Source organism: Vulcanibacillus modesticaldus, from assembly GCF_001730235.1.
Classification (GTDB): Bacteria; Bacillota; Bacilli; order Tepidibacillales; family Tepidibacillaceae; genus Vulcanibacillus; species Vulcanibacillus modesticaldus.
The window spans coordinates 20,199-33,343 of record NZ_MIJF01000017.1; the positions used below are offsets into that span (position 1 = coordinate 20,199).

13 protein-coding genes, 3 tRNA genes, 1 other RNA gene and 1 other annotated feature are annotated in these 13,145 nt (G+C 32.2%); all 17 genes read left to right on the plus strand.

What is annotated here, in order from left to right; translation table 11 throughout:
- Positions 1–41: 41 nt before the first annotated feature.
- Positions 42–263: a binding site (T-box leader), on the plus strand.
- 52 nt (positions 264–315) lie between these two features.
- The 17 genes from serS to BHF71_RS04670 all read left to right on the plus strand — a co-directional run bounded on the left by serS (position 316) and on the right by BHF71_RS04670 (position 12,816).
- A complete protein-coding gene (serS, locus tag BHF71_RS04590) occupies positions 316–1,593 on the plus strand; it encodes a serine--tRNA ligase (protein WP_069656493.1) in 1,278 nt (425 codons plus the stop codon).
- 136 nt (positions 1,594–1,729) lie between these two features.
- A tRNA-Ser gene (locus BHF71_RS04595) sits at positions 1,730–1,819 on the plus strand.
- Between the two features lie 47 nt (positions 1,820–1,866).
- Positions 1,867–1,943 (plus strand) — tRNA-Arg (locus BHF71_RS04600).
- A 177-nt stretch (positions 1,944–2,120) separates the two neighbouring features.
- Positions 2,121–2,999, plus strand: coding sequence for an undecaprenyl phosphate translocase family protein (locus BHF71_RS04605; RefSeq protein WP_069656494.1), 879 nt, complete (start codon positions 2,121–2,123; stop codon positions 2,997–2,999).
- 350 nt (positions 3,000–3,349) lie between these two features.
- Positions 3,350–3,814: a tRNA adenosine(34) deaminase TadA gene (gene tadA / locus BHF71_RS04610; protein WP_069656495.1), complete on the plus strand. Its 465-nt coding sequence runs from the start codon at positions 3,350–3,352 to the stop codon at positions 3,812–3,814.
- The gene (locus tag BHF71_RS12465; RefSeq protein WP_281179258.1) at positions 3,804–3,935 is read left to right on the plus strand and encodes a hypothetical protein; all 132 of its coding nucleotides are present in this window, start codon (positions 3,804–3,806) and stop codon (positions 3,933–3,935) included. The genes tadA and BHF71_RS12465 overlap by 11 nt, the downstream gene beginning before the upstream one ends.
- Before the next feature lie 2 nt (positions 3,936–3,937).
- A complete protein-coding gene (locus tag BHF71_RS04615) occupies positions 3,938–5,299 on the plus strand; it encodes a TrkH family potassium uptake protein (protein ID WP_069656496.1) in 1,362 nt (453 codons plus the stop codon).
- 72 nt (positions 5,300–5,371) lie between these two features.
- Positions 5,372–5,464, plus strand: a tRNA-Ser gene (locus BHF71_RS04620).
- A 91-nt stretch (positions 5,465–5,555) separates the two neighbouring features.
- An RNA gene (gene ffs, locus BHF71_RS04625) (signal recognition particle sRNA large type) lies at positions 5,556–5,820 on the plus strand.
- A gap of 182 nt (positions 5,821–6,002) precedes the next feature.
- The gene (locus tag BHF71_RS04630; RefSeq protein WP_069656497.1) at positions 6,003–7,415 is read left to right on the plus strand and encodes a PAS domain-containing sensor histidine kinase; all 1,413 of its coding nucleotides are present in this window, start codon (positions 6,003–6,005) and stop codon (positions 7,413–7,415) included.
- Positions 7,416–7,524: 109 nt separating this feature from the next.
- A complete protein-coding gene (gene dnaX / locus BHF71_RS04635) occupies positions 7,525–9,207 on the plus strand; it encodes a DNA polymerase III subunit gamma/tau (RefSeq protein WP_069656498.1) in 1,683 nt (560 codons plus the stop codon).
- Positions 9,208–9,218: 11 nt separating this feature from the next.
- A complete protein-coding gene (locus BHF71_RS04640) occupies positions 9,219–9,530 on the plus strand; it encodes a YbaB/EbfC family nucleoid-associated protein (RefSeq protein WP_069656499.1) in 312 nt (103 codons plus the stop codon).
- Between the two features lie 12 nt (positions 9,531–9,542).
- Positions 9,543–10,145 (plus strand): recombination mediator RecR, encoded by a 603-nt coding sequence (gene recR / locus BHF71_RS04645; protein WP_069656500.1) that lies wholly within the window; start codon positions 9,543–9,545, stop codon positions 10,143–10,145.
- A 113-nt stretch (positions 10,146–10,258) separates the two neighbouring features.
- Entirely contained in the window at positions 10,259–10,510 is a 252-nt protein-coding gene (locus BHF71_RS04650) for a DUF2508 family protein (RefSeq protein WP_069656501.1), read from the plus strand.
- Positions 10,511–10,516: 6 nt separating this feature from the next.
- Positions 10,517–10,792 (plus strand): pro-sigmaK processing inhibitor BofA family protein, encoded by a 276-nt coding sequence (locus BHF71_RS04655; protein ID WP_069656502.1) that lies wholly within the window; start codon positions 10,517–10,519, stop codon positions 10,790–10,792.
- 625 nt (positions 10,793–11,417) lie between these two features.
- Entirely contained in the window at positions 11,418–12,578 is a 1,161-nt protein-coding gene (locus BHF71_RS04665) for a Rossmann-fold NAD(P)-binding domain-containing protein (RefSeq protein WP_069656504.1), read from the plus strand.
- A 49-nt stretch (positions 12,579–12,627) separates the two neighbouring features.
- Positions 12,628–12,816 carry a sigma factor G inhibitor Gin gene (locus BHF71_RS04670; RefSeq protein WP_069656505.1) on the plus strand — a complete coding sequence of 63 codons (189 nt, stop codon included), beginning with the start codon at positions 12,628–12,630 and terminating at the stop codon, positions 12,814–12,816.
- The last annotated feature ends 329 nt before the right edge of the window (positions 12,817–13,145 follow it).

The following is a 13,145-nucleotide window of genomic DNA, read 5'->3' on the forward strand; positions in this document are numbered from 1 at the left end:
TGCACGAAATATAGTAAATTATTAAAAATAAAAAAATAAGAAGTAAAACGATGAGGAGAAATAGTATTCAGATTATATTGTAAAGAGAGTCGATGGTAGGTGCGAATCGATCAATAGGTCTGAAGAATCCATCTCCGAGTGGTTTTCTGAAATTATAGTAGGAAAACTCGGGTATAACCGTTATACTAATGAGAGGTCTTTTTGATTAAATTTTCAAAAAGACAATTAGGGTGGCAACGCGGAGCCAAAGCACCGTCCCTTTGTATTAGGGGATGGTGTTTTTTAGTACACAAAAAGATGAATGGAGGTTTTAGTATGTTAGATATTAAATTATTGAGAAATGATCTGGAAAAGGTTAAAGAAGCTTTAAAACATCGTAATGAAAAGATTAATGAGATTGATACTTTCACCGAACTAGATAAAAAAAGAAGAGCCCTTTTACAAGAAGTTGAACAATTAAAGAATCGCAGAAATGTAGTTTCAAAAGAAGTGGCGAAATTAAAAAAGGCCGGAGAAGATGCTGAAGAATTAATTCTTGAGATGAGGGAAGTAGGAGATAAAATAAAGGAGTTAGATGATCAGTTAAGAAATCTTGATCAAGATATATATAATATCCTACTAAGGATTCCTAACATTCCTCATGATAGCGTACCTATTGGTGAAACTGAAGATGATAATGAAGTAATACGAACCTATGGAGATAGACCCCAGTTTGGTTTTGAACCAAAGCCGCATTATGAAATTGCTGAGAATTTAGGTATTCTTGATTTTGAGACAGCATCAAAAGTTTCCGGTTCTAGATTTGTATTTTACAAAGGTTTAGGTGCAAGACTTGAAAGAGCTTTAATCAATTTTATGTTGGACTTGCACGTTGATAAGCATGGTTATGAAGAAGTTTTACCACCTTATATTGTAAATAGAAATAGTATGACCGGCACAGGTCAATTACCAAAATTTGAAGAAGATGCGTTTAAGCTACAGGGTTTGGATTACTTTTTGATTCCAACCGCTGAAGTTCCTGTAACAAATATGCATCGCGATGAGATTTTAGATGCAAATGAACTACCAAAGTATTATGTAGCATATAGTGCTTGCTTCCGTTCAGAAGCTGGAGCAGCAGGGCGTGATACCAGAGGACTAATAAGACAACATCAGTTTAACAAGGTGGAACTTGTAAAATTCGTTAAACCAGAAGATTCTTATCAAGAGTTAGAGAAGTTAGTTGAAAACGCTGAAAAAGTATTAAAATTATTAGGGTTACCATACCAGGTTTTAAATATGTGTACAGCAGATTTAGGTTTTACGGCAGCTAAAAAATATGACCTCGAAGTATGGTTACCAAGTTTCAACAGATACAGAGAAATTTCTTCTATAAGTAATTTTGAAGATTTCCAAGCTAGAAGAGCTAATATCAGGTTTCGTAGAGATAAGAAAGCCAAGCCTGAATTTGTTCACACCTTAAATGGTTCTGGACTTGCAATAGGAAGAACAGTAGCTGCTATCCTTGAAAATTATCAGCAAGAAGATGGAAGTGTTATTATTCCTGAAGTATTAAGACCATATATGGGTGGGATTGATAAGATTACAACATAATCAAGAGAAGGAAGATGGAGTCATTGCAAATGACTCCCTTCTTTATTCCTTATTATGGAATTAATTTTTTTAGTTAAAATATCTTGATTTCTCGACTTAATTTATGTTAATATATATGTCGTTGACAGCTCAATATGGAGAGGTGGTCGAGCGGTTTAAGGCACTGGTCTTGAAAACCAGCGTACGTGTGAGCGTACCGTGGGTTCGAATCCCACCCTCTCCGCCATCATTATAACTAGCCATTTTGGCTTTTTTTAATATATAGGTGTATTTGTGCCCGTAGCTCAGCAGGATAGAGCAACAGTTTCCTAAACTGCAGGTCGGAGGTTCGAATCCTCTCGGGCACACCATTTACAAAGATGATAATAGCAAGGGTTGAAGTTAAATTCACCCTTGTTTTTTTATGATTTTTTGCTTTTTTTTGAAGGAAATAATAAAACTTTAAAGAATTATATGTACTATTGTCTATTTGTAAACACTATAAATTATAGTAGGTAAATCTCTTAAACGACAAAATAGGAGTGGCTATGAATATAATCGGTTTATATATCAAAGGGATAATAATTGGAATTGCAAACATCATACCCGGGTTATCCGGCGGTACTATGGCATTTGTAATGGGGATATATGACAAATTAATGGAATCGATTGGGAATTTCATTACTAATCGACTAAGAAGAAAAGAGTATTTCTTTTTTTTGATGATACTAGGGTTAGGAATGCTAACAGGAATAATAATTTTTGCAGAAATATTTACTACTTTATTAACATCAGTTATTGCTAAACAGCACATGTTTTTTTTCATAACCGGTTTGATCATCGGAACGATACCCTTTGTAGTTAAATCTCATGATGATATGAAAATAACATTTAAGAGATTCATGCTAATTATTTTTGCATTTTCATTAGTCTTAATTTCTTCAAAAATTGGTGGCGGAAGTAATCAACAAACTCAATATTTAACGGTAAAGTTTGATTTTCTCGGGTTATTTAAGATAACAAATATTGATCCATTTTATGCTTTATGGTTAGTGTTTACAGGATTTATCGCATCAGGTTCGATGATTTTACCAGGTTTTTCAGGTTCTGCACTCTTATTAGGGTTAGGTGAGTATGAAAATGTTTTATTTTTTATAGATGCTAAAATGATAGTACCGTTATTATTTTTTGCAATTGGTGCAATACCTGGAATAATTATTTCTGCCAAAGTTATTAATATTTTTTTAGAAAAACATAAGCCTGAAACTCTTTATTTTATAATTGGTCTAATATTCGCGTCTATTTTTCAGTTGAATAGTCAGATTGCAGTTGAATTAATTACCAGATTTAAGGTTATTTTCGTAAGTCTAATATTTTTATTATTGGGGATCTATGTGTCAATTTCTTTTAATAAGATTAAAAGTTAATTTTAAGTCATTAAAAATCATTTACTTTATAAATCATCCGATAGGGTGATTTTGTTATTAAAGAGGAAAAAAAGACAAAAAAAAAGGAGAGAGCAGGATTCGGATGCTTCTCCCGTAGGATGGAGTAAGTATATGTGAAGGTAAGGTGGCTTAGATAAATCACATTATTTTACTTCCTTAACTAAAGGATAATAATTTATTAGTAAAAACTCAATGATTTTGTGTAATAATTCACAAACTGTTCAAAATTGATATCATTCTTAAATAACACTTTTAATGATTTTAAATTATTTATATGGATGGTTGATATAAGTGGTAAGTGGTTATACAAATAATGGACGGTGATATAGATGAAGATTGATCATGAAATATTTATGAGAGAAGCACTTATAGAGGCAAGAAAAGCTGAAGAGATAGGAGAGGTCCCTATTGGAGCGGTTATTGTTAAAGATGGAATAATTATTGCGAGGGGGCATAACTTAAGAGAAACCACCAAAGACCCGACAGCCCATGCTGAAATGATAGCCATTCATAGAGCAAGTCGTGAGTTGGGTGGATGGAGATTACATGGTTGTACATTATATGTGACATTAGAACCATGTCAGATGTGTGCTGGGGCATTAGTACAAGCTAGAGTTGATCATCTGGTTTATGGAGCAAAAGATCCTAAAGCAGGTTGTGCCGGTACTTTGTTCAATTTATTGCAAGATGAACGATTTAATCATCAAGTAGATATTACTTCCGGAGTATTGGAAGAAGAAAGTTCAAAAATGCTAAAGGATTTTTTTACTAAGTTGAGGAAGAATGGTAATTAATTTGACGATCAATATAGGCGTTAAAAAATTGGGACAAGCAGTATTATTTGTTGTAAGTATTGTGTTAGAATATGGGATGAAACAATTTTCTGCCTTCGGAGATGAAGATGTCGAGGTGTAAAAATGAGAGTAAATAGGTTGACCGATAAAATTAGCTTATCAGGTGTACATATAATTGTTTTCGCATATTTTGGAGCAGTATTATTGGGTTCTATTTTGTTTAAACTTCCCATATTTCATAATGAAGGTGTTGAAATGGGATATATCGATTCGTTATTTACAGCTGCCAGTGCGATCAGTGTTACTGGTTTAACAGTGCTAAATACTGCTGAGACCTTCAATGTGGCTGGAACCATTCTGTTAGCTGTTTATTTACAATTTGGTGGAATTGGTATTATGACTTTAGGAACGTTTATTTGGGTTGTTATGGGTAAAAAAATTGGTTTAAAAGAACGTCAACTAATAATGATTGATCATAACAGGACAGATCTTTCAGGGCTAGTACAGTTGATGAAAAAAGTACTGTTAATGTCGGTTCTTATAGAATTTATTGGGGGGTTAATATTAGGAACTTATTTACTTAAATACTATTCGGATTGGTATACTGCTTATTATTACGGTTTTTTTCATGCATTATCAGCTTTTACAAATGCTGGTTTCGATATCTTTGGTGATTCATTATTTCAATTTTCCAATGACTATTTTGTTCAGAGTATAATGATGATACTCTTGATTTTGGGAGCAATAGGTTTTCCAGTTTTAATTGAAATAGGAAAATATCTAAGAATGAAGCAGAATAAGAAAAATTTTAGATTTTCTTTATATACTAAATTAACTACAACCACTTTTTTCTCTCTTCTTATTTTCGGCGCCTTGGCAATTTTCTTATTAGAAAATAATGCTTATTTCCAAGGGATGTCTTGGCATCAAAAATTATTTTATTCTCTATTTAATTCTGTCACTGCCAGAAATGGTGGTTTCGCAACGATGGATGTGTCACTATTTAAAAAAGAGACGCTATTTTTTATTTCAATTTTGATGGTTATTGGTGCAAGTCCTTCAAGTGTTGGTGGAGGAATAAGAACAACAACTTTTGCGGTTGTTTTTTTATCGATAATTTCTTTTGCAAAAGGAAATAAAGAAATAAAGATTTTTAAACGGAAGATTGACGATGAGGATATAATAAAAAGCTTTGTTGTATTTTCAGTTGCAACAATTTTAATTGGTTTTAGTACAATATTATTGAGTTTCTTTGAAGGTTATAAAAGTACATTGATGGAAGTTCTGTTTGAGGTATCTTCCGCATTTGGTACGACTGGATTATCGATGGGAATTACAAGCTCTCTTACTGATGTTGGGAAATTGCTGATCACGGTACTAATGTTTATCGGAAGAATAGGTCTTCTTAGCCTTCTATTTTTATTCAATACCCAAAAAGTTAGGGCGAGGACAACTTATCCTTCGGAAAAGATTATTATTGGATGAGGTAATTGGTTTAGGTTATAAATAGCTATTGAAATTTCTTCATTTAGATGCTACAATAACCTTCGTTATAGTGGAGAGGTGTCCGAGTGGCTTAAGGTGGCGGTCTCGAAAACCGCTGTACGGTGTTTAGCCGTACCGTGGGTTCAAATCCCACCCTCTCCGCCACAAACAGGATCTTCCACTTGAATAACGATTGTTATATCTGTATAATGAAGTATGTACCCTTTTTGGGGCTTAAATAAGTTTAATAAGTTTGTCGTGCTAGATGGGGAGGTAGCGGTGCCCTGTAACCCGCAATCCGCTCTAGCGGGATCGAATTCCTATCAGCGGTCATCTACATGTAGGGTCTGGCTCGTGCAAGTGGTGTTGATGGTTGGGTCCTATGCAATGAATGTCCATGAACCCCGTCAGGTCCGGAAGGAAGCAGCGGTAAGTGGAATTTTTCATGTGTTGTAGGGTTGCCTGATCTGAGCTAACTACATGGGTACGCCTATGTGGGATGATCAATGATAGGTGCACGACTCTTTATTTAAATAATTGAAACACCTGTTTTATCAGGTGTTTTTTTTATAGATTTTTTTGAGGAAATTTTGGAAATTTTATGTATAAAGAAGGGGATTAAAAAAACTAAGGCGAATATTTCATATATATTTTTTTACAGTATTGTCTTATATGGTTGTTTTTGGATATAGGAGGTAGATACATGAGTAACATAAGAGTTGGAATGAATTTAGAACAAGTCATTAAATATATTAATCAATTACCGATAGGTTACCTGGTGATTGATGAAAGAGGCTCTATAATAGCGATCAACCAAATACTACTTCAAGCATCAAATTATGCCGAAATAGACCTTCTAAACCAACCATACGATATATTGATCGAGTTTGATGGAAGTAAAGAAGATTTTTTTGAAATTCTAAAATCCTCATCGTTAGATAGTCATTTTCAACTGCGATGGAGGGATTTCAGGAATAATTTGCAATATAGCAAAGTGTTGATTTGGAGATTATTAAGACCAAAGTTTTTTATTTTAGGATTTTTAGATATTCAAAAGCCTAAACAGATGGATTTATTATCTCGATTTGCTGAAAGTTTTGTCTCGGAAATTAATATTGGAATAATTGTGATAGACAATAATCTTAAAATAATTGAAATCAGCCCGTTAGTCTGTAGATTGTTAAATGTTGAGAAAAAACAAGTTATCAATAGACCGATTGATGAAGTTTTTTCTGACATTCCTGATGAACATCGAATCGTGCAACGTACGTTAATCGATGGGATTATTATTTCCAATCATGCTATTGTATGGACTATGGATCATAAAAAATATGAGCTACTGATTGATTCAAATTTAATAAGGGATGAGAAGGGTGGAGCAGTAGGTGCTTATGTTGTTTTTAAAGATGTGACCAATCTAAGATCATTAGAGCAACAAGTGTGTCAAAATGATCGTTTAGTTACAATTGGACAAATTGCTGCAGGAACGGCACATGAGATCAGAAATCCTCTTACTTCAATCAAAGGTTTTATGCAAATTTTGAAAAATTCCTTATTGAACAACGGATTAGTAGAAGAAATTGGTTATATAGAAATAGTGCTTTCTGAAATTGAACGAATTAATAAATTGGTAAGTGAAATTCTATTATTAAGTAAACCAAAGGATATTGTACATAAACCAACAGATGTAAATAGTGTGCTAAAGGCTATTTTACCAATTATTCAAAATGAGAGTTTGTTACATGGAGTAGAAGTTAAATATGAATTAAATCATTTAATACCTTTAGTTAGCGCGGATTCAGAGTTACTTAAACAAGTATTCTTGAATATTGCTAAAAATGGAATTGAAGCAATGTCTGAAGGTGGAATTTTAACAATTTCTACTGATATAAATAAGGCACAAAAACGGGTAGAAATTTTAATTCAAGATACAGGTCCAGGAATACCTAATTATATAGTTGACAAAATATTCGAACCATTTTTCACAACCAAAGGGACTGGCACTGGTTTAGGACTTTCTATTAGTCAAAAGATCATCCATGATTTAGGTGGAAATATAAGAATATTAAACAAAGGTTTTGGCACCACATTTCAGATAAAAATTCCCTTTATATAGACATAACTTCTACCCTCGTAAAGACGAGGTATTTTTTTTTGAAATGCTTAATAATACCTAGTATAATAGATTAGAAAAGCATAATCAAAATATAATTGAGGTGTAAATTATGGCCTATTTAGCATTATATCGTGCTTGGCGGCCTCAAACATTTAAAGAAGTTATAGGTCAAGAACATATTACACGAACATTAAAAAATGCCTTGAAAGAAAATCGGTTTTCACACGCATATCTCTTCAGTGGACCAAGAGGTACTGGCAAAACTAGTGCCGCTAAAATATTTGCTAAAGCTGTTAATTGTGAACTAGGTCCGAGTGAAGAACCATGTAATCAATGTCATGTTTGTAAAGGGATTACAGAAGGCACGGTATTAGATGTTGTTGAAATTGATGCCGCTTCTAATAGAGGAGTAGAAGAGATTAGGGATTTAAGGGAAAATGTTAAATTTGCTCCAACAGAAGCTAGATTTAAGGTCTATATCATAGATGAAGTTCATATGTTAACTACAGAAGCCTTTAATGCTCTTCTAAAAACTTTGGAAGAACCACCCAAACATGTAATTTTCATATTGGCTACAACTGAACCGTATAAATTACCACTAACCATAATTTCTAGATGTCAGAGATTTGATTTCAGAAGGATCTCTACTGATGTGATGATTAAAAGGTTAGATCAAATAGTAAAATCGGAAGGGTTTATTATTGAAGAAAAGGCTTTATCATACATTGCTAGCCACTCGGAAGGTGGAATGCGTGATGCCTTAAGTCTTCTTGATCAAGTATTATCTTTCAGTGGTGATAAAGTTACTTTTGAAGATGTTTTGAGGATAACAGGAAGAGCTCCCTATCAAGTATTTTCAGAAGTAGCCAAGGCTGTTAAGGAACAAAATACGGCTCAAGTTTTAGAAATTGTTTCTCAATTACTTCAAGATGGTATGGAGTCAGAAAAAATTTTAGAAGACCTCCTATATTACTATCGTGATTTATTATTATTTAACTCAGCACCTGAACTTCAAGAAATAAAAGAAAAACTCGCACTAGATCCAGAACTTTCAACGATTGCAGAGATTTATTCTGAAGAGGAATTATATCTAGTAATTGAATTATTAAATAAGTATTTGAATGAGGTTAGAAATATCAACCAAACCAGAATTGTCTTAGAATTGGCGATTGTTAAAGTGGTTAATTCTTTGACTAAAGATAAAAATCAACAATTTGCTTCCAGTGAAGTTGTAATCGAATTGAAGAAGAAAATAAGAGAACTGGAGACGAAAATAGAACAACTAACCTACAAAGAGGTTAAACTTCAAAATATTGATAATAAGCAATCCGTTTCAAGTAAGGTTATCAGTGCTAATCAAGTATCAACACGGTTAAGAAAAATAAGTTCGGGATTTTCAAAGGAAAAGCACCAAAGATTACTAAAAATGTGGCCGAATATCTTAAAAATTATTAAACAAAAAAAGGTCACTGTTCATGCATGGCTTATTGACGGTGAGCCAGTAGGGGTCACAGATGATTTAATTGTAATAGCTTTTAATAATGTAATGCATCGAGATACGACTAATAAACCCGCTAATCGTCAATTGATTGAGGAAGTTATCTACGAACAAACTGGAGAAAAATATCATATATTTAATGTTATGCAGAAAGATTGGAAGGATTTTAATAGTGAAAAACCTAAATCATCGTCTAAAGAAAAAAGGGAGATAAATAATGCTAAGGAAGATGATGATTTTGTAGCTAAAGCTATTGAATTATTTGGTGAAGATTTAGTTGTAATTAAAGATTAGGAGGATAAATTATGAAGAATATGAATCAAATGATGAAACAAGTAAAAAAAATGCAACAACAAATGGAGAAGGCTCAAGAAGAATTAAAAAACAAGACAGTTGAATCGTCCGCTGGAGGTGGAATGGTCACTGTCGTTGCTAACGGACACAAAGAAATCGTAAGTATTTCTATCAACCAAGAGGTAGTAGATCCCGATGATGTGGAAATGTTACAGGACCTCGTGTTAACTGCTGTTAATGATGCATTAAAACAAGTTGACCAAATGGTATCCCGTGAAATGGGTAAATTTACTGGCGGTTTGAATCTTCCTGGATTATTTTAGAAGGGATAGTTTATGCATTACCATTATCCAGAGCCAATAGCGAAATTAATTGAAGGATTTTCCAAACTACCAGGAATAGGTCCAAAAACTGCCCAACGTTTATCTTTCCATGTGTTAAATATGGAAGAAAAAGATGTTTTGTTTATTGCAAAAGCTTTAGTGGAAGCTAAAAAAGATCTGCATTATTGTTCCCAATGTCAAAACATAACCGATGTTGATCCTTGTTATATCTGTAATGATAAGACTAGAGATCCCTCGATTATCTGTGTTGTTCAAGAACCTAAAGATGTTATAGCTATGGAAAAAACGCGTGAATATAATGGCTTGTATCATGTGTTAAATGGTGTTATTTCACCAATGGAAGGGATTGGTCCTGAACAATTAAAAATCAAGGAACTACTTGTTCGTCTTAAAGATGAACAGGTTAAAGAAATGATATTAGCGACTAATCCTAATATTGAAGGAGAAGCTACTGCTATGTATTTATCCAAATTGGTTAAGCCTTTTGGAATTAAGGTAACGAGGATAGCTCATGGTTTACCTGTTGGTGGAGATTTAGAGTATGCAGATGAGGTAACTTTGACTAAAGCTTTAGAAGGAAGAAGAGAAATATAATAATATAGCCGTTCCTATGGAACGGTTATTTTTGTATCCAAGAATCAAAATTAATTAAGTAGCATATTTGCCATTCTATACACCTATATATGTAATATAGGAGGGGAAGAGGGATGTTCGATAATGACAATCATCTATTAGAGGAGATAGATAATGCGAAAAAAGAATGGGAATATGCTTTGAGACGCTTTAATGATGTAAGTGATCCTGAAGTAGTTGATTACATTATCTTTTATATTCTAGCAGCAGAAAGAAGATATATGTATTTATTAAATAAATATAAGGATCACCAAAAGAGAAATGAGATGATAGTAAAAAATAAGCAATATAAAGAGATAGAGGTAATAGGTGAAAAAGGGGAGTAGAGGTGAATGGAAAATCTAGATATTCTTTGGTGGATTGCTATTTTATTTATTGGAATAGTTATAATTGTATTTTTGGGGGATAGGTTGATTAAGATAGTTAAGTTAGGTTGGATTGGAATTTTAAAAATAGCAGTTGGTGCTTTTTTGTTGTACTTTTTCAATATTATTGGACAAATTTTTAATATTTACATCCCCTTAAATATGATCACCTCTTCTGTAGTCGGGTTTTTAGGTATTCCTGGATTAGCAAGTTTAATAATCATCAAGTTATTTATAATCTAGTCAATTTTTTCAATATACAGCCAGAAGGCTGTTTTTATTTTGTTTTGTAGACAGATATTCCAAAATATTCGTACCTAATCCTAATGTTTCTATTGTTCAATAAAAGAACTCGAATCCATAAATAAATCCGATACATAAATAAAACCAAAATTAATGAAAACATTACAATACGAAATTCTATGGGAAAAAACTGTATAATTAGTAACAAGGATAGGCAAAATAACAAGAAGTAACCAGTTTCAAATTTAATATATTCTTGAAAAGATAACATTTTTTTGGGTACAACACCATACCACGGAAGAAATGGTAAGGAGAATTTTATCCCTTTTTTTATCCAGGTTATACAGATTACTCCCCATAATTGATAAGAAAGATAATAAAAAAACAGTATTGTTAAAGTTTTAGACCAGTTGACATCAGGATTAATAATAATGTTTAACAAAAAACTTGCTAAGAGGGTTGTTATAAAGAATGATACCCAGAATAATGTTCGGCGAAATCTGACAAATAGTTGGTAGTTGTAAATAACTCGTTCATCCATTTAATTAACCCCTTAAAAATAAATGTTAAATATTATATCGGCAAATTAGTGAATTTATATTAGTTCTGACTAGGAGAGTTGGATATGGTCTTTAATATTATTGGAACAGTTGATGAAATATTAAAGATAGTTATGGAGCTATCATTTTTACCGATAAAAATAGAAATATCTTTGATAGGTCAAAAAAATAAGAATTTAATTGAAACATACATCAGACAAAAAAAATTAACAAATATACAAATATTGAGTGATGAATTTAGCATTATCATGAAAAAAACAAACTGTTTAGTTTTAGCTATCAATGATAGAAATAAGACGCTGAAAATAATAAAAGATTGGATTCGATTTCATGATATAGGGGTATTAGTATTGATGTCTGTATTTGAGTTTGGTTTTTCTGATAAAGTCTATCAATGGTTAATAGGTAGGGGAAAAAGAATAGAGGTTATCGTAATTCCAAGATTACCTTATAGCAAAATTAAAGATAGATATTTCCTGATAGGTGGGCAATCTTATTTTGGTTTGGCTATGTTTTTAAGAAAAGAACTCGCAAAAATTAATGTTCCAGTTTTTTTGATTAGTAGAAAAGAAGCAGAAATTTCTCAGTTTGCCTACCAGTCATTTTTAATTGTAAAAAAAGCTTACCAAATTGAATTAGAAAAAAATTGTAAAAAACTAGGCGTTGATATAGAGGTGATAAAAAAGGCTTTAAATCAAATAAGCGGTTTTCGATATCTTAAAGAAAGAGAAGATAAATATTGGTTAAATAAATCATTATCTCAACTAAATAACTATCAGGTAGAAAGTGAACAAAAACTTTTTAACTTATCAAGGAAGATAGTCAAAAATGATAAAGATTGGGCGGTAGAAGAGTTGAAGAGATTACTCAGCCAACACCCAATACAGGTAGTCGCGATTTGGGGAATAGACGAAATAGAAACAGTTCTAAAAATATCTCGATTATCAATAAAGAGAATCCATATTTATGATGATAGTAATAATCAAAAACTGGTATCGTCAAAGGTATTTTATTTTAAAGACCTGTATCAAACTGTAGATGGTGCAGATATTTTATTGATTCTTGATCTTAATGATGACTACACAACTGTTTCATTGAGTGCTCTAGAGAAAAGGATATCCCAAAAAATCATTATCGATCGCTTTAATATATTTGAACTTTATGAAATCAACTTATTAAATTGGATATATATTTCAAAAGGAAGAGCAAATGTGTATAATTATTAAACTTTTTGGTTATAATTGTTCCAAAATCAATCTTTAAAGGAGAGGTATAATGAGTCGTGTCAATCAAAAAACTAAGATTTGTGTGATGTGTGGCGATGAAAAAGTAGAAGGTATTATCATCCAAAGTGGTTTTATCTGTGATAAATGTGAGTACGAGATTATCCACACAGAAGTTGGGGACGAAAAATATCCATTTTTTATTCAGCGAATGAAAAAATTATGGTTAAAAAACGCCTAGACTTTTTAAACTTTTTTATTTATTTTATATACAAACAAGACGTTTTATGATAATATATGATTAGATTATTATAGGAATTGAGGTAGTGTCAAAAGTTCTATGAAAAATTAAACGTTTGGTGAAAAAGAAATTAAGAATGACAAAATTGGGGAACAAAGAACTTCACAAAGGGTTAAACAAGTATAGCAAAAGCATGACTTCATTTAAACAGTGACAAAAAAGAGCATACTGAAGCAGACTCTTAAAACAGAGCCTAATTAATACTGTTAGATTAAGCAGACTGTTGCTCTAAAATAAATTCCTGTGACAACTCAATAAGTTTAGACCAC